This is a genomic window from Streptomyces spinoverrucosus (assembly GCF_015712165.1).
Lineage (GTDB): Bacteria > Actinomycetota > Actinomycetes > Streptomycetales > Streptomycetaceae > Streptomyces > Streptomyces spinoverrucosus_A.
In genome coordinates, this window is record NZ_JADPZX010000001.1 from 7,301,225 (window position 1) to 7,322,843 (window position 21,619).

The 21,619-nt window shown below is 70.2% G+C and carries 22 protein-coding genes and 1 pseudogene; 20 read left to right on the plus strand and 3 right to left on the minus strand.

The genetic code is table 11. From position 1 onward, the window contains the following. Positions 1-24 precede the first annotated feature (24 nt). On the minus strand, positions 25-1,101 hold the full coding sequence (locus I2W78_RS33145) for a RecB family exonuclease (RefSeq protein WP_196463935.1): 1,077 nt from the start codon (positions 1,099-1,101) through the stop codon (positions 25-27). A gap of 172 nt (positions 1,102-1,273) precedes the next feature. Between I2W78_RS33145 and I2W78_RS33150 the strand changes: the two genes are divergently transcribed. The 3 genes from I2W78_RS33150 to I2W78_RS33160 all read left to right on the plus strand — a co-directional run bounded on the left by I2W78_RS33150 (position 1,274) and on the right by I2W78_RS33160 (position 4,443). Continuing rightward, positions 1,274-2,728 carry a site-2 protease family protein gene (locus I2W78_RS33150; protein WP_196463936.1) on the plus strand — a complete coding sequence of 485 codons (1,455 nt, stop codon included), beginning with the start codon at positions 1,274-1,276 and terminating at the stop codon, positions 2,726-2,728. Between the two features lie 38 nt (positions 2,729-2,766). Then, a complete protein-coding gene (locus tag I2W78_RS33155; RefSeq protein WP_196463937.1) occupies positions 2,767-3,669 on the plus strand; it encodes a tRNA (adenine-N1)-methyltransferase in 903 nt (300 codons plus the stop codon). A gap of 204 nt (positions 3,670-3,873) precedes the next feature. Further along, on the plus strand, positions 3,874-4,443 hold the full coding sequence (locus tag I2W78_RS33160; RefSeq protein ID WP_196463938.1) for a hypothetical protein: 570 nt from the start codon (positions 3,874-3,876) through the stop codon (positions 4,441-4,443). A 58-nt stretch (positions 4,444-4,501) separates the two neighbouring features. Here I2W78_RS33160 and I2W78_RS33165 read toward each other — a convergent pair whose 3' ends face one another. Continuing rightward, positions 4,502-4,807, minus strand: coding sequence for a ferredoxin (locus I2W78_RS33165; RefSeq protein ID WP_196463939.1), 306 nt, complete (start codon positions 4,805-4,807; stop codon positions 4,502-4,504). A 243-nt stretch (positions 4,808-5,050) separates the two neighbouring features. On the opposite strand from I2W78_RS33165, the gene arc reads away from it, so the two are divergent. The 6 genes and pseudogenes from arc to prcA all read left to right on the plus strand — a co-directional run bounded on the left by arc (position 5,051) and on the right by prcA (position 10,887). Then, on the plus strand, positions 5,051-6,817 hold the full coding sequence (arc, locus tag I2W78_RS33170; protein ID WP_196463940.1) for a proteasome ATPase: 1,767 nt from the start codon (positions 5,051-5,053) through the stop codon (positions 6,815-6,817). Between the two features lie 234 nt (positions 6,818-7,051). Beyond that, the gene (gene dop, locus I2W78_RS33175) at positions 7,052-8,563 is read left to right on the plus strand and encodes a depupylase/deamidase Dop (protein ID WP_374222712.1); all 1,512 of its coding nucleotides are present in this window, start codon (positions 7,052-7,054) and stop codon (positions 8,561-8,563) included. A 169-nt stretch (positions 8,564-8,732) separates the two neighbouring features. After that, on the plus strand, positions 8,733-8,951 hold the full coding sequence (locus I2W78_RS33180; protein ID WP_141309446.1) for a ubiquitin-like protein Pup: 219 nt from the start codon (positions 8,733-8,735) through the stop codon (positions 8,949-8,951). A 124-nt stretch (positions 8,952-9,075) separates the two neighbouring features. Then, positions 9,076-9,279, plus strand: a pseudogene (locus tag I2W78_RS33185) (endonuclease domain-containing protein); the annotation flags it as partial. Then, on the plus strand, positions 9,231-10,076 hold the full coding sequence (gene prcB, locus I2W78_RS33190) for a proteasome subunit beta (protein ID WP_196463941.1): 846 nt from the start codon (positions 9,231-9,233) through the stop codon (positions 10,074-10,076). The pseudogene I2W78_RS33185 and the gene prcB, both read left to right, overlap by 49 nt. A 61-nt stretch (positions 10,077-10,137) precedes the next feature. Continuing rightward, the gene (gene prcA / locus I2W78_RS33195) at positions 10,138-10,887 is read left to right on the plus strand and encodes a proteasome subunit alpha (protein WP_196463942.1); all 750 of its coding nucleotides are present in this window, start codon (positions 10,138-10,140) and stop codon (positions 10,885-10,887) included. Positions 10,888-10,944: 57 nt separating this feature from the next. Here the strand turns inward: prcA and I2W78_RS33200 are convergent, their stop codons facing one another. Next, positions 10,945-11,955, minus strand: a complete 1,011-nt coding sequence (locus tag I2W78_RS33200) for a LacI family DNA-binding transcriptional regulator (protein WP_196463943.1) — start codon at positions 11,953-11,955, stop codon at positions 10,945-10,947. 118 nt (positions 11,956-12,073) lie between these two features. Between I2W78_RS33200 and I2W78_RS33205 the strand changes: the two genes are divergently transcribed. The 11 genes from I2W78_RS33205 to I2W78_RS33255 all read left to right on the plus strand — a co-directional run bounded on the left by I2W78_RS33205 (position 12,074) and on the right by I2W78_RS33255 (position 21,605). Further along, complete coding sequence (locus I2W78_RS33205) at positions 12,074-13,333, plus strand: MFS transporter (protein ID WP_196463944.1); 1,260 nt, start codon at positions 12,074-12,076, stop codon at positions 13,331-13,333. A 9-nt stretch (positions 13,334-13,342) separates the two neighbouring features. After that, positions 13,343-14,704 carry a Pup--protein ligase gene (gene pafA, locus I2W78_RS33210; RefSeq protein ID WP_196463945.1) on the plus strand — a complete coding sequence of 454 codons (1,362 nt, stop codon included), beginning with the start codon at positions 13,343-13,345 and terminating at the stop codon, positions 14,702-14,704. 126 nt (positions 14,705-14,830) lie between these two features. Continuing rightward, positions 14,831-15,832, plus strand: coding sequence for an FKBP-type peptidyl-prolyl cis-trans isomerase (locus I2W78_RS33215; RefSeq protein ID WP_196463946.1), 1,002 nt, complete (start codon positions 14,831-14,833; stop codon positions 15,830-15,832). A gap of 61 nt (positions 15,833-15,893) precedes the next feature. Next, positions 15,894-16,265 carry an FKBP-type peptidyl-prolyl cis-trans isomerase gene (locus I2W78_RS33220; protein WP_196463947.1) on the plus strand — a complete coding sequence of 124 codons (372 nt, stop codon included), beginning with the start codon at positions 15,894-15,896 and terminating at the stop codon, positions 16,263-16,265. Between the two features lie 129 nt (positions 16,266-16,394). Next, on the plus strand, positions 16,395-17,348 hold the full coding sequence (locus I2W78_RS33225; RefSeq protein ID WP_196463948.1) for a helix-turn-helix transcriptional regulator: 954 nt from the start codon (positions 16,395-16,397) through the stop codon (positions 17,346-17,348). 19 nt (positions 17,349-17,367) lie between these two features. After that, positions 17,368-18,417 carry a helix-turn-helix transcriptional regulator gene (locus tag I2W78_RS33230; protein WP_196463949.1) on the plus strand — a complete coding sequence of 350 codons (1,050 nt, stop codon included), beginning with the start codon at positions 17,368-17,370 and terminating at the stop codon, positions 18,415-18,417. After that, on the plus strand, positions 18,414-18,704 hold the full coding sequence (locus I2W78_RS33235) for a hypothetical protein (protein ID WP_196463950.1): 291 nt from the start codon (positions 18,414-18,416) through the stop codon (positions 18,702-18,704). The genes I2W78_RS33230 and I2W78_RS33235 overlap by 4 nt, the downstream gene beginning before the upstream one ends. 76 nt (positions 18,705-18,780) lie before the next feature. Beyond that, positions 18,781-18,975, plus strand: a complete 195-nt coding sequence (locus I2W78_RS33240; RefSeq protein ID WP_196463951.1) for a hypothetical protein — start codon at positions 18,781-18,783, stop codon at positions 18,973-18,975. 260 nt (positions 18,976-19,235) lie between these two features. Then, the gene (gene tatA / locus I2W78_RS33245) at positions 19,236-19,523 is read left to right on the plus strand and encodes a Sec-independent protein translocase subunit TatA (protein WP_196463952.1); all 288 of its coding nucleotides are present in this window, start codon (positions 19,236-19,238) and stop codon (positions 19,521-19,523) included. 47 nt (positions 19,524-19,570) lie between these two features. Then, on the plus strand, positions 19,571-20,533 hold the full coding sequence (tatC, locus tag I2W78_RS33250) for a twin-arginine translocase subunit TatC (protein WP_196463953.1): 963 nt from the start codon (positions 19,571-19,573) through the stop codon (positions 20,531-20,533). Between the two features lie 58 nt (positions 20,534-20,591). After that, on the plus strand, positions 20,592-21,605 hold the full coding sequence (locus I2W78_RS33255; RefSeq protein ID WP_307783897.1) for a diacylglycerol kinase: 1,014 nt from the start codon (positions 20,592-20,594) through the stop codon (positions 21,603-21,605). Positions 21,606-21,619: the final 14 nt, after the last annotated feature.

The window sequence follows — 21,619 nt, forward strand, 5'->3', positions numbered from 1 at the left end:
GTGACAGGCCCCGCGCCCGCGGCATCATGCGGACGACAGGCCCTGGTCCGGCCCCATTCTGCCCTGCGTCGTATCGCCGGAATCGACCGCCCTCACGGACGCGGGCCCGGTGTCCCCGGCGCTGCCGGTTGCGCGCACCGGCAGCGGATACGGCGGGGGAGTGCCGCCGAACTCCGGGCAGTGCGCCTGGTGGTCGCACCAGCCGCACAGCTTGGTCGGCCGGGGCCGCCAGTCGCCCGTCTCGGTGGCCTGGCTGATCGCCTCCCACAGCGCCAGCAGCTTCCGCTCCACCCGCTCCAGGTCGGCCGGGACCGGGTCGTACGTCAGTACGTCACCGCTGCCGAGATAGACGAGCTGGAGACGACGCGGGACCACCTTCTTCAGCCGCCAGACGACGAGCGCGTAGAACTTCATCTGGAACAGCGCGCCCTCGGCGTACTCGGGCCGGGGTGCCTTGCCCGTCTTGTAGTCGACGATCCGGACCTCGCCGGTCGGTGCCACGTCGACCCGGTCGATGATGCCGCGCAGCCGCAGCCCCGAGTCCAGCTCCGCCTCGACGAACAGCTCACGCTCGGCGGGCTCCAGACGGCTCGGGTCCTCCAGCGTGAACCAGCGCTCGACGAGCCGCTCCGCCTCCGCCAGCCAGCTCGCCAGCCGCTCGCCCTCCGGATCGTCGGCGAACAGCTCCTCGACCTCCGGCTTGGCCTCGCGCAGCCGCTGCCACTGGCCCGGGATCAGGGATTTCGCGCGCGGCGCAGTGCGCTCCGCCGCGGGTGCGTCGAAGAGGCGCTCCAGGACCGAGTGCACCAGGGTGCCCCGGGTCGCCGCCGTGCTCGGCTTCTCGGGCAGCCGGTCGATCACCCGGAACCGGTACAGCAAGGGGCACTGCATGAAGTCGCCGGCACGTGAGGGCGAGAGCGACGTGGGCGGTATGACGACGGGCTCGGTGACCGCGGTCGTGGCGGTGGCCTCGGCTGCCGCCGTCACCGCTGTCATCGCGCTCTTAGTCGTAGGCTCGACCATGGCGGACGGATCCGGATCCGCCGCCTCGGCCCTGCCGCCGCTGTCGGGCTCCGCCGCGCCCTCGGTGCTGGTGTCCATGCCCACAGACCATACGGGCCGCCACTGACAGTGACCCAGCCGCGGTCGGGACAGGTGCGACGACAGGGGAAACAGAGGGGGTGCCGGGGCGGAACGCGTCCCCACGGACGCATACCATCGACCCGAGAACTTCCGCCCGGCGGGCGGAAGACGCTGCGAACGAGGGGACACCGTGGACGAGAGCGGCGGGAGCGGACAGCCGCGGCCGGGCACCGACGAGGCGGACCGGCACCAACCAGGCCGTACGGCCCCGGCCACGGACCCCGCACGCCCGGACCCGCCCCGGCCGAAACCCACGGCGTCAGCCGAACCACCCGAGGCCGGGACACAGACGCCGGACCACACACCTGCCGACGCGACCGGCTCCGACCCCGACCCCGCCAGTGGGGTCGGCGGCGAGCAGACCCCCCACCAGCCCCACCGCACCCTCGCCCACTCCACCCCCGACAAGGGCACCACCCCGCAGCGCTCCCCGGAGCCGCGCGGCGGGCTGCTGATGGGGCGCATCTTCGGTGTGCCGGTCTACGTCGCCCCCAGCTGGTTCCTCGTCGCCGCGCTGATCACCTGGGTGTTCGGCGGCCAGCTGGAGCGGGTGCTGCCCGAGCTGGGCGCCGCCCGCTACCTGGTCTCCCTCTTCTTCGCCGTCGCCTTCTACGCCTCCGTGCTGGTGCACGAGCTGGCCCACACCGTGGCCGCCCTGCGCTACAAGCTCCCGGTCCGCCGTATCCAGCTCCAGTTCTTCGGCGGGGTCTCCGAGATCGAGAAGGAGGCCGAGACACCGGGCCGCGAGTTCGTCCTCGCGTTCGTCGGCCCGCTGCTCTCCCTCGTGCTCGCCGGCCTCTTCTACCTCGCCATGCAGCCCGTCGAGCCCGGCACGGTCCCCGGCGTCCTGCTGGCCGGCCTGATGATCTCCAACCTCATCGTGGCCGCCTTCAACCTCCTGCCCGGCCTCCCCCTCGACGGCGGCCGCATGCTCCGCGCCGTCGTCTGGAAGATCACCGGCAAGCCCATGAGCGGCACGGTCGCCGCCGCCTGGGTCGGCCGCGCCCTCGCCGTCTCCGTCCTGATCGGGCTCCCGCTGCTCACCCAGTCCGGCGCGCTCGGCAGGGACGCCGTGGACAACGTCGGCATGGACACCGTCATGGACGCCCTGCTGGCCGCCATCCTCGCCGCGATCATCTGGACCGGCGCCGGCAACAGCCTGCGCGTCGCCCGGCTGCGCGAGCACCTCCCCGAACTGCGCGCCCGCACCCTCACCCGGCGCGCGGTCCCCGTCCCGAGCGACACCCCCCTCTCGGAGGCCCTGCGCCGCGCCAACGCCGCCGGCGCCCGCGCCCTGGTCGTCGTCGACGCCGAGGGCACCCCCGTCTCGCTGGTCCGCGAGGCCGCCATCGTCGGCGTACCGGAACACCGCCGCCCCTGGGTCGCGGTCAGCGGTCTCGCCCAGGAGCTCACCGACGGCATGCGCGTCTCCGTCGAACTGGCCGGCGAGGACCTCCTGGAGGTGCTCCGAGCCACACCCGCGACCGAGTACCTGGTGGTCGAGGAGACCGGCGAGATCTACGGCGTCCTGTCCGCCGCCGACGTCGAGCGGGCCTTCGTGAAGGCGATGGCCCGCCCCTCCTAGTGGTCCGGGGCCCTCACAAACGCCGGTAGGCTGGTCACATGTCCGAACCGACCGGTGCCGCCCGCAGGCGCGGGCCCTTCAAGGTCGGGGACCAGGTACAGCTGACCGACCCCAAGGGCCGCCACTACACGTTCACGCTCGAGGCCGGGAAGAACTTCCACACCCACAAGGGTTCCTTCCCGCACGACGAACTGATCGGCGCTCCCGAGGGCAGCGTTGTCCGCACCACCGGAAACGTCGCCTACCTCGCGCTGCGCCCCCTGCTCCCCGACTACGTCCTGTCCATGCCCCGCGGGGCAGCCGTCGTCTACCCCAAGGACGCGGGGCAGATCCTGGCCTTCGCCGACATCTTCCCCGGCGCGCGCGTCGTGGAGGCCGGCGTCGGCTCCGGCTCGCTCAGCAGCTTCCTGCTGCGGGCCATCGGCGACCAGGGCATGCTGCACTCCTACGAGCGCCGCGAGGACTTCGCCGAGATCGCGCAGGCGAATGTGGAGCGCTACTTCGGCGGCCCCCACCCCGCCTGGCAGCTCACCGTCGGCGACCTCCAGGACAACCTCTCCGACACCGACGTCGACCGCGTCATCCTCGACATGCTCGCCCCCTGGGAGTGCCTGGAGGCCGTCTCCAAGGCGCTCGTGCCCGGCGGCATCCTGTGCTGCTACGTCGCGACCACCACCCAGCTCGCCCGGACCGTCGAGTCCATCCGCGAGATCGGCAGCTTCAACGAGCCGACCGCCTGGGAGACGATGATCCGCAACTGGCACATCGAGGGCCTGGCCGTCCGCCCGGACCACCGGATGATCGGCCACACCGGCTTCCTGCTCACCGCCCGCCGTCTCGCCGACGGCGTCGAGCCGCCCATGCGCCGCCGCCGCCCCGCCAAGGGCGCCTACGGCGAGGACTACTCGGGCCCCAACGCCGACGGAGGCCCCGGCCGCTGAGGCGCGGCCCCGTACCGCGTACAACGTCACGGCGCCGTGGCCGAGTTCCCGCAGAACACCGGGAACTCGGCCACGGCGCCGCTGCGTTCAGGTGCCGCCGGATGCCCACCGCACAAGGGCCGACCCCGCCGTTCCCCAACTGTGTGACGTGTGGCACCATGCTGGCCACCCCCACCGGCACAGCCCTCACGGGAGACACTCCTAGTGCAGCAATCCGCCGTTCCGGAACTGGCACACACGCACACCCGCCCCATCCACTGGGTCGCCACCGCGACGGCTGTCGCCGGTGTCGTGGCGCTGTCCTCCCTGCTGCAGCCGGACTCGGCGACCGCCGCCCAGACGCCGGGCCGCGAGCTCCGCCCGGCCGCCGCGCCGCCCGCCACCGAAGGCGTCGACTTCCCCCTCGAATGCGGGCCCGTGCAGGCCGTGGTGGAGCAGAAGGCGTCCGGAGACCTCGACGGCGACGGGCGGCCGGAAACGGTCGCCGTCGTGCACTGCGACGCCGGCATCAGCACGCCACCCGACGGCGTGTACGTCCTCACTCAGGGCGACGACGCGACCGAACCCCGAGTGGTGGCCACGCTCGTCGACCCCAAGGACCGGTTCACCGTCAGTGACTTCGCCGTCCGGGACGGAGCCGTCCTGACAACTCTGCTCGGCTACTCCTCCTCCGACGTCCCGACCTGCTGTCCGGACGTGGAGGAGGACGCGAAGTGGCAGTGGAAGAACGGTGCGTTCGTCCGCTCGTCACCCGCCGACGCCCGGAGCGTCTGAAGCCCGCAACCGGCGCGTGTGAGAAATCAGACAGTCGTAACAGGGCGTAAAGTTCCGGTCACTCTGCGTCCGGACCGTAGACCTCGACCCTGTCCGAAATTCGACGCACGTGAATGCACTCGCCCGGACACTCCTTCGCCGAGTCGATCACATCCGTGAGGAGCGGCAGGGGTACGGGCGTTGTGGCTCCGCTGTCCTGCAACAACTCGTCGTCCGTGCTCTTCACATAGGCCAGGCCGTCGATGTCCAGCTCGAACACCTCGGGCGCGTACTGGGCGCAGATGCCGTCGCCGGTACAGAGATCCTGATCGATCCAGACCTCCAGTGCCTCGCCGTCGACTCCGGCCTCCTGCTGCACGGTCACCTCTCCTGCCGTTTGTCCGCCCGGCCGACGGGAATCCGGCCAGCTCTGACGGGTGTTGAACGCTTCGACCCTACCTTCGCTCGCTTTCGTATCGCGTTCGCTGGGTATCCCCCTGGCGTGAGGGAGAGCGCAAGGGTGAAGATCGGACACACCTCGACAGTCTTTGTGATCTAGGGGTTTCAATCGACACCCACCCAGGTAGGGTCTGGAAGCGTCCAGCTCCCCTTGGAGGAGGTGAGGACCGTGGCAGCCCACGACGACGACATGAACCGCGGCATCCGCCCGGGACGCGGGTCCGACGACCCGGCCGGGCAGATCGCCTACCTTGAGCAGGAGATCGCCGTCCTGCGACGCAAGCTCGCCGACTCTCCGCGACACACGAGGATTCTCGAAGAGCGGATCGTCGAGCTGCAGACCAACCTGGCCGGCGTGTCCGCACAGAACGAGCGACTCGCCAACACGCTCCGTGAGGCCCGCGACCAGATCGTGGCCCTCAAGGAAGAGGTCGACCGGCTCGCACAGCCACCGGCCGGCTTCGGAGTCTTCCTGCAGGCGAACGAGGACGGCACCGCCGACATCTTCACCGGAGGCCGCAAGCTCCGCGTGAACGTCAGCCCCAGTGTCGAACTCGAGGACCTGCGGCGCGGCCAGGAAGTAATGCTCAACGAAGCGCTCAACGTGGTCGAGGCCATGGAGTTCGAGCGCGTCGGGGACATCGTCACCCTCAAGGAGATCCTGGAGGACGGCGAGCGCGCCCTGGTGCTCGGGCACACCGACGAGGAACGGGTGGTACGGCTCGCCGAGCCGCTGCTGGACGTCACCATCCGCCCCGGCGACGCCCTCCTGCTCGAACCCCGCTCCGGCTACGTCTACGAGGTCGTGCCCAAGAGCGAGGTCGAGGAACTCGTCCTCGAAGAGGTCCCCGACATCGGCTACGAGGCCATCGGCGGCCTCGGCAACCAGATCGAGGCCATCCGGGACGCCGTCGAGCTCCCGTACCTCTACCCGGACCTGTTCAAGGAGCACGAACTGCGCCCGCCCAAGGGCGTCCTGCTCTACGGTCCGCCCGGATGCGGCAAGACGCTCATCGCCAAGGCCGTCGCCAACTCGCTGGCCAAGAAGGTCGCCGAGGTCACCGGCCAGGCCGCCGGCAAGAGCTTCTTCCTCAACATCAAGGGCCCCGAGCTGCTGAACAAGTACGTCGGTGAGACGGAGCGGCAGATCCGCCTCGTCTTCCAGCGGGCCCGGGAGAAGGCCAGCGAGGGCACCCCCGTCATCGTCTTCTTCGACGAGATGGAGTCCCTCTTCCGCACCCGCGGCTCCGGCGTCAGCTCGGACGTGGAGAACACCATCGTTCCGCAGCTGCTCGCCGAGATCGACGGCGTGGAAGGCCTGCAGAACGTGGTCGTGATCGGCGCCTCCAACCGTGAGGACATGATCGACCCCGCGATCCTGCGGCCCGGCCGGCTCGATGTGAAGATCAAGATCGAGCGTCCGGACGCCGAGGCGGCCAAGGACATCTTCGGCAAGTACCTCACCGAGCGCCTGCCGCTGCACACCGACGACGTCACCGAGCACGGCGGCGACAAGGGCATGACGGTCCAGAGCATGATCCAGACCGCTGTGGAACACATGTACACCGAATCGGAGGAGAACCGCTTCCTTGAGGTGACCTACGCCAATGGTGACAAGGAAGTCCTCTACTTCAAGGACTTCAATTCCGGCGCCATGATCGAGAACATCGTCGGACGCGCCAAGAAGATGGCGATCAAGGACTTCCTGGAGCACAACCAGAAGGGCCTGCGCGTCTCCCACCTCCTCCAGGCCTGCGTGGACGAGTTCAAGGAGAACGAGGACCTGCCCAACACCACCAACCCGGACGACTGGGCTCGCATCTCCGGCAAGAAGGGCGAACGGATCGTTTACATCCGTACGCTCATCACCGGAAAGCAGGGCGCGGACACCGGACGCTCCATCGACACGGTGGCGAACACCGGTCAGTACCTGTAAAAGGCAGGGCGGCTGCGGGTGCCCTCAGCGGGTACCCGCAGCCGACTGTTTTTCGGGCCACGGCTGGAGCACAGCAATGACGCAAATGATCTCCCCACCAGCGCAAAGGCGTTCTAGGCTCTTCCGTACCGCCGAGTCGCGCAGTGCGGGGACGGGCACCGCACACGCAACCGAGCGCCGGCGGTATCTGAGCGGGGCCCACGACCGAGGGCTTCGCCGGGCAAGGAGGGCCGCATGACCGTACGGCGAGTAATGGGCATCGAGACGGAGTACGGGATCTCCGTCCCCGGCCACCCGAACGCCAATGCCATGCTCACCTCGTCCCAGATCGTCAACGCCTACGCGGCGGCGATGCACCGGGCCCGCCGGGCCCGCTGGGACTTCGAGGAGGAGAACCCCCTGCGGGACGCCCGAGGCTTCGACCTCGCCCGTGAGGCCGCCGACGCCAGCCAGCTCACCGACGAGGACATCGGCCTCGCCAACGTCATCCTGACCAACGGCGCCCGTCTCTACGTCGACCATGCCCACCCCGAGTACAGCGCCCCCGAGGTGACCAACCCCCGCGACGCCGTCCTGTGGGACAAGGCCGGCGAGCGGATCATGGCCGAGGCCGCCGAGCGGGCCGCCCAGCTGCCGGGCGCCCAGCCGATCCACCTCTACAAGAACAACACCGACAACAAGGGCGCCTCCTACGGCACGCACGAGAACTACCTGATGAAGCGGGAGACCCCCTTCTCGGACATCGTGCGCCACCTGACGCCGTTCTTCGTCTCCCGACAGGTCTTCGCCGGAGCGGGCCGCGTCGGCATCGGCCAGGACGGGCACGAGCACGGCTTCCAGCTCAGCCAGCGCGCGGACTACTTCGAGGTCGAGGTGGGCCTGGAGACGACGCTGAAGCGCCCGATCATCAACACTCGCGACGAGCCGCACGCCGACGCCGAGAAGTACCGCCGACTGCACGTGATCATCGGCGACGCGAACCTCTCCGAGATCTCCACGTACCTCAAGCTGGGCACGACCTCGCTGGTCCTGTCCATGATCGAGGACGGCTTCATCGCGGTGGACCTGGCGGTGGACCAGCCGGTCCGCACCCTGCACCAGGTCTCGCACGACCCCTCACTCAAGCGCCTCGTCACGCTCCGCAGCGGCCGGACCCTCACCGCGGTCCAGTTGCAGATGGAGTACTACGAGCTGTCCCGCAAGTACGTCGAGGAGCGCTTCGGGGCAGACGCCGACGCGCAGACCAAGGACGTCCTGCAGCGCTGGGAGGACACCCTCAACCGGCTGGAGCACGACCCGATGAGCCTGGCCGGCGAGCTGGACTGGGTCGCCAAGCGCGAGCTGATGGAGGGCTACCGGCGCCGCGACGGCCTCGACTGGGACGCCGCCCGGCTGCACCTGGTAGACCTCCAGTACGCCGACGTACGCCCCGAGAAGGGCCTGTACAACCGCCTGGTCTCGCGCGGCCGGATGAAGCGGCTGCTGACCGAGCAGGACGTCGAGCGGGCGAAGTCCAAGCCGCCGGAGGACACGCGCGCGTACTTCCGCGGGCGCTGCCTGGAGCAGTACGCCGACGACGTGGCGGCGGCCTCCTGGGACTCCGTGATCTTCGACCTCCCGGGCCGGGACTCGCTCCAGCGCGTCCCAACCCTGGAACCGCTTCGCGGAACGCGTAATCACGTCAAGGAGCTCCTGGACCGCTGCCGTACCGCGGAAGACCTGGTCAGGGTCCTCAGCGGCGGCTGAGCGGGTACTCGGGCGGGGCCGGGCGCACAGGGTGGAAATCCCGGCGCCCGGGAATCATCGAGGTGGCCCCCGTACGTTGGAGAAACTGCGGGGCCATTGTCAGACCCGGCGAGTAGGGTCTGATCTTGACCGAGCAACTGTGTCGGGCGAACCGAGCGGGGTGAGGGTGATGGCGACCAAGGACACCGGCGGCGGACAGCAGAAGGCCACCCGGTCGACCGAGGAGGTCGAGGAGCAGGCTGCGGAAACGCAGGCCGCGGAGGACCTCAAGGAGCGGCACGAGAAGCTGAGCGACGACGTGGACTCGGTTCTGGACGAGATCGACGACGTCCTTGAGGAGAACGCCGAGGACTTCGTGCGCTCCTTCGTGCAAAAGGGCGGGCAGTAGGCTCGTTCTACCTGCGAATCGAAGGTCGGCGGGGGTGTGGGTGTCCGGGGCCGAGCTGTTGAAGCGCTGCGCGCGGTGCGGTGAGTCCGAGCCGCGCGCAGCCTTCTCCGGCACCTGACGCGGGATCTGCCCGAAGGCTTCCGCCGTTCATGTGGATCACTGCCATGAGACGGGTAGGGTCCGTGGCGTACCTTGCTTCAACTGCGATTCCGGCCTCGGCCTGTTGAGGGACGATCCCGAAGCTGCGTACCGAGCTGCCGACTACCTGGAAGGAAACGCGTGGAAGCCAACACTCGTAGCACCGGGCGTCTACCAGCTGCCTTCCTGACGCCTGGGTCCTCCTCCTTCATGGACTTCCTGGGCGAGCACCAGCCAGAGCTGCTGCCCGGCAACCGGCAACTGCCGCCCACCCAGGGCGTGGTCGAGGCGCCGCACGGCACCACGATCGTGGCCGTGACGTTCCCGGGCGGCGTGGTGCTCGCCGGTGACCGCCGGGCCACCATGGGCAACGTCATCGCGCAGCGGGACATCGAGAAGGTCTTCCCGGCGGACGAGTACTCGGCCGTCGGCATCGCCGGCACCGCCGGTCTGGCCGTCGAGATGGTCAAGCTTTTCCAGCTGGAGCTGGAGCACTTCGAGAAGGTCGAGGGCGCCCAGCTGTCCCTGGAGGGCAAGGCGAACCGGCTGTCGACGATGATCCGCTCCAACCTCGGCATGGCCATGCAGGGCCTGGCCGTGGTGCCGTTGTTCGCCGGTTTTGACCTGGACCGCGACAAGGGCCGCATCTTCTCCTACGACGTGACGGGTGGCCGTTCCGAGGAGCAGGGCTTCGCGGCCACCGGCTCCGGCTCGATCTTCGCGCGCGGCGCCATGAAGAAGCTCTTCCGTGAGGACCTGACCGAGGACCAGGCCACCACACTCGTGGTCCAGGCCCTGTACGACGCGGCAGACGACGACTCGGCGACCGGTGGTCCCGATGTCGCCCGCCGGATCTACCCGATCGTCACCGTGATCACCGAGGACGGCTTCCGCCGGCTCACCGACGACGAGGCCTCCGAGATCGCCCGCTCGATCCTCGAACGGCGGCTGGAGCAGCCCGACGGCCCGCGGGCCGCGCTGCTGTAGCCGGCGGCCGTTGTTGTTCCAGGGTGATCCAGTGACTTCGACAGAAAGGGACGGATAACCGGTGTCGACGCCGTTCTATGTCTCACCTCAGCAGGCCATGGCCGACCGGGCGGAGTACGCCCGCAAGGGCATCGCCCGGGGCCGCAGCCTGGTCGTGCTGCAGTACGCCGACGGCATCGTGTTCGTCGGTGAGAACCCGTCCCGCGCGCTGCACAAGTTCAGCGAGATCTACGACCGGATCGGCTTCGCCGCCGCCGGCAAGTACAACGAGTACGAGAACCTCCGCATCGGCGGCGTCCGCTACGCCGACCTGCGGGGTTACACCTACGACCGTGACGACGTGACCGCCCGCGGCCTCGCCAACGTCTACGCGCAGACGCTGGGCACGATCTTCTCCAGCGCGGCCGAGAAGCCGTACGAGGTGGAGCTGGTCGTCGCCGAGGTGGGGGAGACACCGGAGGGCGACCAGATCTACCGGCTGCCGCACGACGGTTCGATCGTGGACGAGCACGGCTCGGTCGCGGTCGGGGGCAACGCCGAGCAGATCAGCAGCTACCTGGACCAGCGCCACCAGGACGGCATGACCCTCGCCGAGGCGCTGAACCTGGCCGTGCAGGCCCTGTCCCGCGACACCAACGGCAGCCAGCGGGAGATTCCCGCCGAGCGCCTGGAGGTGGCGGTGCTGGACCGGACGCGTCCGCAGAAGCGCAAGTTCAAGCGCATCACCGGCCGGCAGCTCGCCCGGCTGTTGGAGGGGGAGGGCGCGGCCTCCGCGACGGACGCCGAGGACGAGTCCGCCGAGGAGGAGTAGGCCCCACCTCATCCCGCTTCGGATGCCCCGGTCGTCGACGGCCGGGGCATCCGTCGTTCAGGGCGCCGGTGGCGGCGCTGTGGAGCCTCGGACGACCAGCTCGACCGGGATGTCACCGCGATCGGGTTCCCGGCCCTCCAGGACCGCCAGGAGGGCCCGCATGCCGCGTTCGCCGAACAGCTCGGCGTCCAGGCGTACGGTCGTCAGCTCCGGGTCGATCGCGGTGGCCAGGGCGAGGTCGTCGAGGCCGGTGACGGAGATGTCGTCGGGGATGCGCAGGCCGAGCCGCCGGACGGCCTTGTAGGCGCCGGCCGCCAGTTTGTCGTCGTCGCAGACGACCGCGGTGACGCGATGGCCGCGGAGCGCGCTTTCGGCGGCGGTCAGGGCGCCGCCGATGGAGATGGGCGCGCGGGCCGTGTGCACGGTCGTCCCGGGGACGGCGCCCACGCGCGTGGCGAGCTCGCGGGCGCGTACTTCGAAGGTCCACGACGGCACGTCTGCCGCCAGGTGCAGGAAGCGGCGGTGGCCGAGGCCCAGCAGGTGCTCGGTGACCTGGCGGACGCCGTCGGCGATGTCGAGGTTGACCGTGGCGGCGCCCAGGCTGCCCGCCGGGTCGCTGTCGAGCATCACCAGGGGCAGCTGGTCGCCACGGATGGCGGTGAGGGCGTCGGCGGCCATCGAGGAGGCGATGACGCCGTCCAGCGCGGCCTGGGCGGACGCGAAGGGGTCTCGGGCGGGACCGATGCCCTCGGGCGAGGGGTAGAGGACGACGCCGAAGCCGTGTTCGGCGGCGACGCGGGCGGCGCCGGTGTAGACGCCCGCGAAGAACTCGGTGGTGAGTGCGGGGACCACCAGCAGCACGGTGCGGGTGCGGCCGAGGCGCAGGTTGCGGGCGGCCAGATTGGGCCGGTAGCCGAGGTCGCGGGCGGCTTCGCGGACCCGTTCGGCGGTTGCCTCCGAGACGCGGCCGCGCCACTTCTCGCCCAGCACCAGCGAGACGGCGGCCTGGGAGACCCCGGCGACCTCGGCGACGTCCCGGCTGGTGGGGCGGGTGCCGGCTCGTGCCACCTCTGCCTGCTCCTTCGTCGGGCCATGGGTCCGGGCTCCGGCCTGGACGCTTGGACAGCGCTCATGGTACGTATGACGAAGGACGTTATACGTAAAACCTAGGCCGGAGGGCGGGGACGTGGCCGCGGGATACCTGGAGATCCTCAGAGCGAAACACGCCGCGAGGCTGCTGGCCGGCACGCTGATCGGGCGGCTGCCCAACGCGACCGCCGCGATCGCGATCGTGCTGTTCGTGCGCGCCGAGGGCGGCACCTACAGCCTCGCGGGCGCGCTGGCGGCCGTCTACGGCGTCGCGAACGCCGTCGGCCAGCCCCTGCTCGGACGTCTTGTGGACCTGCACGGTCAGCCGCGCGTCCAGTTGCCCGCCGCGTTCGCGTCGGCCCTGGCGATGGCGGTGTTCGCGTTCGCCGGTACCGACCCGCTGCCGCTGGCGTACGCCGCGGTGGCGGCCGCCGGTCTGTTCACTCCGCCCTTGGAGGGCGGACTGCGGGCCCTGTGGCCGAGTGTGCTGCGCCGGGAGGACCAGGTGCACACGGCGTACGCCATGGACGCGGTGGCGCAGGAGGTGATGTTCACGGTCGGCCCGCTGCTGGTGACGCTGTGCGTGTCGCTGTGGTCGGAGCAGGCCGCGCTGCTCGTCCTGAACGTCGTCGGGGTGCTCGGGGCGTTGTCGGTGGTCGTGTCGGCGCCCTCGCGCGCGTGGCGCTCGGCGCCGCGCGAGGCGCACTGGCTGGGGGCGCTGCGTTCGCCGGGACTGCTCGTGCTGCTCGCCGCCTTCCTGTTCGTGGGCATCGCCCTGGGCTCCATCACGGTCGCCTCGGTGCCGTACGCGGACGAGCACGGCGGTGACACGGTGTACGGGTGGCTGTTGGCCGCGCTGGGTCTGGGGGCGCTCGTGGGCGGCGTCGTCTACGGCGCGCGGCCGTGGCCGGGGATGCCCGAGCGGCGGCTGCGCGTCCTGGTGGCGTTTCTGGCGGTGTGTTACCTGCCGCTGATGCTGATGCCGGGCGTGGTCGCCATGGTGGCGCTCACGGCGCTGGCGGGGGTGTTCCTGGCGCCCGCCATCGCGTGTGCCTTCGTCATCGTGGACCGGCACGCGCCGCGGGGGACGGTGACGGAGGCGTTCTCGTGGCTGGTGACGACGTTCACGGTCGGTCACTCGCTCGGAACGGGCCTGGCGGGTCCGGTCGTCGAGGCGGGCGGGGCGCTGTGGGGCTTCGCCGTGCCGAGTGCGGCGGGGGCCGTGTCGTTGCTGGTTCTGCTGGCCACGGGGCGGGTACTCGCAGCTCCCGTCAGAACGGCGGTTGTTGCGGCTTCATCGGAAAATGATCCAAATCGTGCTGCCGAACCCCGTTTCAGTTCAGGGGATCGGGCGTAATGTTCAGTCATGGACCGCCGCATTTTCGGGCTGGAGAACGAGTACGGCGTCACGTGCACGTTCAGGGGACAGCGCCGTCTGTCGCCTGACGAGGTGGCGCGGTACCTCTTCCGCCGTGTCGTGTCATGGGGCCGCAGCAGCAATGTGTTTCTGCGGAACGGCGCCCGCCTCTATCTCGACGTGGGCTCGCATCCGGAATACGCGACACCCGAATGTGACAACGTGATCGAACTCGTCACCCACGACAAGGCCGGCGAGCGCATTCTCGAAGGACTGCTGGTGGACGCCGAACGACGCCTGCACGAGGAGGGAATCGCGGGCGACGTCTACCTCTTCAAGAACAACACCGACTCCGCCGGCAACTCCTACGGCTGCCACGAGAACTATCTGGTGGCCCGGCACGGGGAGTTCTCCCGCCTCGCGGACATCCTCATTCCGTTCCTCGTCACCCGGCAGCTGCTGTGCGGCGCCGGCAAGGTGCTGCAGACCCCGCGCGGTGCCGTGTACTGCGTCAGCCAGCGGGCCGAGCACATCTGGGAGGGCGTCTCCTCGGCGACGACCCGCTCCCGGCCCATCATCAACACACGCGACGAACCGCACGCCGACGCCGAGCGCTACCGTCGCCTCCACGTCATCGTGGGCGACTCCAACATGTCCGAGACGACCATGCTGCTCAAGGTCGGCGCCACCGACCTGGTGCTGCGCATGATCGAGGCGGGCACGGTGATGCGCGACCTCACCCTGGAGAACCCGATCCGGGCGATCCGCGAGGTCAGCCACGACATAACGGGCCGGCGCAAGGTGCGCCTGGCCAGCGGCCGGGAGGCCTCGGCGCTGGAGGTGCAGCGCGAGTACTACGAGAAGGCCGTCGACTTCTGCGAGCGGCGCGGCATCCGCACGGGCATCGTCGAGCAGGTGCTGGAGCTGTGGGGCCGTACGCTCGAGGCGATCGAGGCCGAGGACCTGGACCGGATCGACACCGAGATCGACTGGGTCATGAAGTACAAGCTCCTCGAGCGGTACCGGGCGAAGCACAACATGACCATGTCGCATCCGCGGGTCGCCCAGATAGACCTCGCCTACCACGACATCCACCGCCGTCGTGGTCTGTACTACCTGCTGGAGAAAAAGGGCCAAGCCGCCCGGATCTGCAACGACTTGAAGATCTTCGAGGGCAAGTCGGTTCCGCCGCAGACCACTCGGGCCCGGCTGCGCGGCGACTTCATCCGGCGGGCGCAGGAACAGCGCCGGGACTTCACCGTCGACTGGGTCCACCTCAAGCTCAATGACCAGGCTCAGCGCACGGTGTTGTGCAAGGACCCGTTCCGTGCGGTGGACGACCGGGTGGAGAAGCTGATCGCCGGTATGTGAGCCACGCGTTCGCGGTACAGCGGAACGCCACACGGGCGCCGTACGTTTCTCGTACGGCGCCCTTCTCACACCGTAGAGTTGCGCGCACGCCATCAAGCAAGATCGACCGATTACGAGGCCCCCACCGTGCGCCGACGCTCACTTCTCATCGCCGTTCCCGCTGGACTGGTCACGCTTGCCGCCTGCGGCGACGAAGGGTCCGACTCCGGCAAGGCCAGCGACACCGCGTCGCCCTCGGACCCGGCGACCTCCGCCGCGCCGACGCCGAAGATCGTCGACGGCCCGCTGCCGGCGATCACCGCGGGCGCGAAGTTCGGCGAGAAGCCCACGGTGGCCAAGGGCAGCGGCACGCCGTCGACGGACCTCGCCGTGAAGACCCTGATCGCGGGCGGCGGCCGTACGGTCGCGGAGAACGACTACGTCGTGGCCAACTACCTCGGCCAGATCTGGGACAGCGCGAAGGTCTTCGACAACTCCTACGACCGCAAGACCCCGCTGATCATCCAGCTCGCCCAGGGCAGCATCATCGACGGCTGGCGCTACGCGCTGACCGGCAAGAAGGCCGGCAGCCGCGTCCAGATGGCCGTGCCGCCCACCTTGGGTTACGGCGAACAGGGCAACCCCCAGGCGGGCATCAAGGGCACCGACACGCTCGTCTTCGTCGTCGACATCGAGGGCAGCTACAACGCGAGCAGCTCCGCCAAGGGCACCGACGTCGCGCAGGACAACGTGGACCTGCCCAAGGTCGGCACCAACACCGACGGCAAGGCGCCCTCCATCGAGGTCCCCAAGGCCGACGCGCCGACCGAGCTGGTGGCGAACTACGTCATCGAGGGCGACGGCGAGGAGGTCGCCGCCGAGAGCACCGTGCTCGTGCAGTACAAGGGCGTGCTCTGGGACACCGGCAAGGAGTTCGACTCGTCGTACAGCCGCAAGGCGCTGACCTCCTTCTCCCTCCAGCAGGTCGTCAAGGGCTGGGCGCAGGGCCTGACCGGCAAGAAGGTCGGCAGCCGCGTCCTGATCGTCATCCCGCCGAAGCTGGGGTACGGGGACAACCCGCCGCAGGGCAGCGGCATCGAGAAGGACTCCACGCTGGTCTTCTCGGTCGACATCCTGGCGAAGATGTGATCCTTCGGGAATGTAAGACTGTGCGTGTTCGCCATTCCACAGACAAGCAGGAGCTGAAGACGTGAGCATCGACAAGCCCGAGATCGACTTCCCGGGCGGCGAGCCCCCGGCGGACCTCGAGATCAAGGAGATCTGGGAAGGCGACGGCCCCGTGGCGCAGGCCGGCCAGACGGTCACCGTGCACTACGTCGGTGTCGCCTTCAGCACGGGCGAGGAGTTCGACGCCAGCTGGAACCGCGGCACGCCGTTCCGCTTCCCGCTGGGCGCCGGCCGTGTCATCGCGGGCTGGGACCAGGGCGTGCAGGGCATGAAGGTCGGCGGCCGCCGCCAGCTGACCATCCCCGCCCACCTGGCCTACGGCAACCAGAGCCCGACCCCGGCGATCAAGCCCGGCGAGACCCTGATCTTCGTGGTCGACCTGCTCGGCGTCTGAGCAGGACCGACCGGAGCCGATCACCTTGGGCCCATGCCTGTTCGGGCATGGGCCCTCGGCTTTTGCCACGGCCCTCCGGACCGGTACGGTCATCGGTCGGAAGCACCATAGGGAAGGCGAAGGGCGTCGATGGCCATTGCCAAGGCCGAGCGGCTGATGAACCTGGCGCTGTGTCTGCTGGGAACACGGCGGCCGCTCAGCAAGCGCGAGCTTCGAGAGTCCATCGAGGCCTATCTCGAAGCGGGCAGCGACGACTCCTTCAACCGGATGTTCGAGCGGGACAAGGACGACCTGCGCGAGCTGGGCCTGGTCATCGAGACCGTCGAGAACCTCGACGGCGAGGTCGGCTACCTCGCCCGCCGCGACAGCAACCGGCTGCCGCCCATCACCCTCGACGCCGAGGAGGCCGCCGCTCTGGGCCTGGCCGCCAAGGTCTGGCAGCAGGCGCGGCTCGCCGGCGCGGCCAGCGGAGCCCTGCAGAAGCTGCGCGCCGCCGGACTCCCCGAGGACGTCGACCCGTACGAGGCGCACGGCGCCCTGGAGCCGCGCATCCCGGTGCACGAGGCCGCGTTCGAGCCGCTGATGCTGGCCTGCCGCGACCGCCGCCCGGTCGCGTTCGAGTACCGCAAGGCCACCGCCGCCCACCCCGAGACCCGCCAGGTGGAGCCGTGGGCCCTGGAGTGCTGGCGCGGCCACTGGTACCTCGCGGGCTGGGACCGGGACCGCGGGGCCGAGCGGGTCTTCCGGCTGTCCCGGATCACCGGCAGGGTGCGCAGCCGCAGCGGCCGGTACACCGCGCCCGTCCCGGACGTCGTCACCGTGCGCGAGACCGTCGCCGGCTGGGCCGGCGAGATTGCCGACCGCAGCGCCCGGATCCGGCTGCGCTCCGGCGCCGGGTACCCCCTGCGGGCGAAGGCCACGGCGGTGCGGGAACTCGGCGACGGTTGGGACGAGTTGGAGATTCCGTACGGCCACGGGCTGGACGCCTGGCTGGTGGAGTTCGGGCCGGACGTGGTGGTCCTGGAGCCCGCCGAGCTGCGGGCCGACGTGGTGGACCGGCTGCGTGCCGTGGCCAAGGGCTGAGGGGGAGCGGAAGAAGACAGTGGCCGGCAAACCGATCAGGCCCACGAACGCCATCGACCAGACCCGGCGGATGCTCTCCCTGGTCACGTATCTGAAGGAGCGCCCCGGAGCCAGGGTCGAGGACGTCGCCCGCGCCTTCGGCATCACCGAGGACGAGCTGGTCTCCGACCTCGATGTGCTGCCCATGTGCGGCACGAGCTTCCGCGGCGGCGATCTGCTCGACATCGACACCGACGGCGAGCGCATCTGGTGGCACAACCCCGCCGCCCTCGGGGCGGAAGCGGCCGAGCCGCTGCGGCTGGCCGCCGACGAGGCCACCGCGCTGCTGGTGGCCGCGCGGGCCGTGGCCACGCTGCCGGGGCTGCGCGAGAGCGACCGGCAGGCGCTGCTGCGGGCCACCGCCAAGGTGGAGGCCGCCGCCGGTGAGCAGGCCGGCGCCAGCTCCCGGCTGTCGGTGACCTTCGAGTCCGAGGGCGGCGTCTTCGCCGACGTCGACCGGGCGATCTCGGAGCGCCGCCGACTGTGGATCCGCTACTACTCACCGGCCCGCGACGAGGTCACCGAGCGCGAGGTCGACCCGATCCGCCTGGTCAGCGTCGGCCACACCTACGTCGAGGGCTGGTGCTACCGCTCCGAGGCGCGCCGCACCTTCCGCCTGGACCGGGTCGCCGAGATCCGGGTCCTCGACGAGCCGTCCGCCCCGCCCGAGATCGAGCTGCGGGACCTGTCCGAGGGGCTGGTGCAGCCCGCGGCCGAGGACCCGGAGGTCGTGGTCGAGGTCGGCCCCGGCGGCCGCTGGGTCGCCGAGTACTACCCGCACGACAGCGCGGATGAGCTCGCCGACGGCGGGCTCCGTATCACCCTGCGCACGCCCGACCCGGCGTCGCTGCGCCGCCTCGCCCTGCGCCTCGGCCGGGACGGGCGGATCGTCGCCCCACGGGAGCTGGCCGACAGCGCCCGGCAGGCGGCCCGTGAGGCGCTGGCGGCGTACGACGGGATCGAGGCGGAGACTCCCGGGACCCTTCCCCCGGGCCACACGGGACACGACAGGCAGGAGCAGGGACTGTGAGCGAGTCGGCGTCCGGGGTGCGGGAGATGACGGTGGCGTCCGCGTTCGCGGGGATGAGAAGCGTGACCCCCGTGGTGTTCAAGGCGGGCTGCCCGGACTGCCGTGGCCGCTTCGAGCTCGCCGCGAGCGCCCTGCGCCTGGCCATCGGCGCCACGAGCCGTACGACCTTCTACTCCTTCACCTGCCCCGAGTGCGGCGCGTCCGTCCGCAAGCCGGCCGGCGAGCGGATCGTCGAGCTGCTCACCGGGGGCGGGGTGCGCACCCTGCGGCTGCACTCCACGCTGTAGCCCGACCGGCCAGCCGCTCGGCCCCGCCGCTCACCCTGTGCGTACGAGCCACCCCGCAGGGCCTAGGCTCAGAGGCATGTTCTGGCCGATGTTCGCGGTAGCTGTGGGTTTCCTGGGGATCGTGGTTCTCGGGGTGCTCGCCGTCCGGGTGTTCGTGGAGGCTCAGCGCCTCAGCAGGCAGGTGTCGGAGTCCGCGCGCCGCATCAACCGGGCCGCGGAGGATCTGGAGCGGGCGGCGGTGAGCACGGCCCGGTCCGTGGACGCCCTGTGAGCCGTCCTGGGCCGCCCTGTGATTCCTGCGCTTGGTGCGCCTTTGGGTCGCTTCGCCCTGTCAACTTCCCCCATGCGGAAGGTACGCTGCTGGTCGCGGCCCGGAAAACGAGGCCCGGGCCGTGGACCGGGAGTACGCACGGGGATTGCCTCGCGTTCACCCCTGAGCGCTACGATCGCTGCCAGCACGGTCGTTCGGACACTTGTCCGACCGGTCGGACAGCACCCCAGCCACCCGCCTCGGTGAGAAGGTAAAGACTTATGTTCGGAAGGCTCGGAGCCCCCGAGATCATTCTCATCCTCGTCGTCATCATCCTGCTGTTCGGCGCGAAGAAGCTTCCGGACATGGCCCGCTCGCTCGGCAAGTCCGCGCGCATCCTCAAGAGCGAGGCGAAGGCGATGAAGGACGACAACAAGTCCTCCGCCCCTGCCGACCCGCCGCACACCGACGAGCAGCAGGCCCCCGGTCAGCGCATCATCCAGGCCGCGCCCGGCGACGTGTCCAGCTCCCGCCCGGTCAACGAGCCGACGGACACGACCAAGCGCTGACGCAGGGCCGGTGACTCCCGGCCCGCCGCACGAGATGGGAACGTGGGTTGCTGAAGTCTGCCCGCAAGCAGGAGAAGGATCCCGAGGGGCGGATGCCCCTCGCGGAACACCTTCGTGAGCTCCGCAACCGGCTCGCGAAGGCCCTGCTGGCGATCGTCCTGGTCACGATCGTCGCCGCCTTCTTCTACAACGACATCATCAACTTCTTCACCGAGCCGATCCTCGATTCGGTCGGTTGCTCGCAGTCGTTCGAAGAGCTGGCCCGCGCGTCCGCCGACAACGCCCGGAACACCGAGCCGTGCGCCCAGATCACGATCAACGGTCTGCTCGCGCCGTTCACGCTGGCGCTGAGGGTCTCCCTGATGGCCGGCGTCGTGCTGGCCTCGCCGGTCTGGCTCTACCAGCTGTGGGCCTTCGTCGCCCCCGGTCTGCACAGGCACGAGAAGAAGTACGCCTACGCGTTCGTCGCCACCGGCTTCCCGCTCTTCCTCGGCGGTGCCTACTTCGCCTACCGGGTGCTGCCCACCACGGCGAACGTGCTGATCGAGTTCACGCCGTTCGGTGTCGACAACCTGCTGCCGCTCGACGACCTGCTCGACCTGGTCACCCGCATGGTGATCGTCTTCGGCCTCTCCTTCGAGCTGCCGCTGCTGCTGGTCATGCTCAACTTCACCGGCGCCATCTCGGGCAGGCGGATGCTCGGCTGGTGGCGGGCGATGATCATGGGCATCACGGTGTTCGCGGCGATCGCCACGCCCAGCACCGACCCGCTGACCATGCTGGCGCTGGCCGGACCGATCTGGATCCTGTACTTCGGCGCGGTGGCCGTCTCCCTCGTCAACGACCGGCGCAGGCGCCGCCGTGAGGCCCTGGGCCCCGACGACGACGAGGCCTCCGAGCTGGACCTCACCCCGGAGGACATCGGCGAGGTGGAGGCCGTCAGCGCGAGCCGCGCCCTGCCCGAGCAGTCGGGCAAGGACCGGGTCAACGGGTACGACGACGTGACCTGAGGCAACGGTTATCGCCGCGTGATCCCAAGATCGCCGGGCAACTCGTAGGGTCGCTCGCGTGACCAGCGAGATCACCCTCTTCGTCAACCCCACCGCGGGCCGCGGCCGCGCGAGAGAGCCGAAGGGGCGCGCCGGTGTCGAGAGGCCGAGCGCGCGCAGGCCCGAAGGGCTGAGCACGGTCGGGCTCTCGACACCGGCTGAGGCGCCCCGTAGGCGAACGAGCCAGAAATGGGGCGCCCACGGGGCGCAGCCGGCCGCTTCGGCGTTGCGGGCGGCCGGATTCTCCGTCCGCACGGTCGTCGGGCGGGACCCCGATGACGCACTGGCACGTGCCCGCGCCGCCGTCGCCGAGGGCACCGGAGCGCTCGTCGCCGTCGGCGGGGACGGCATCGCCCATCTCGCCCTCCAGGCGGTCGCCGGTACGGACACCCCGCTCGGCCTGGTCGCCGTCGGCACCGGCAACGACTTCGCCCGCGCCCTCGGCCTGCCCGTGCACGACCCGGCGCGGGCGGGCCGGTTGATCGCGGAGGGGCTGAAGGGCGACGGGGTGCGAGCCATCGACCTCGGCCGGGTCGGCGACCGCTGGTTCGGCACGGTCCTCGCCTCCGGCTTCGACTCGCGCGTCAACGACCGGGGCAACCGGATGCGATGGCCGTCCGGCCGTTTCAAGTACGACCTGGCGATGATCGCCGAACTGGCCGCGTTCCGCCCGTTCCCGTACCGGATCACGTTGGACGGAGGCGAGGTCAGGGAGATCGAGGCGACCCTCGTGGCGGTCGGCAACGGATCGTCGTACGGCGGCGGCATGCGCATATGCCCGGGCGCCGACCTCACCGACGGGCTGTTCGACATCACGGTGGTCGGCGACTGCAGCCGTACGACCCTGCTGCGGGTGTTCCCGACGGTGTACCGGGGCCGACACGTGGACCATCCCAAGGTCACCGTGCACCGGGCGGCGCGGGTCGAGATCGCGGCGGACGGCATCACCGGATACGCCGACGGGGAGCCGCTCGGGCCGCTGCCGGTGAGCGTGCGATGCGTGCCCGGAGCGGTGCGGGTCGTGGGCCGCTGAGCTGCGGGTATCGC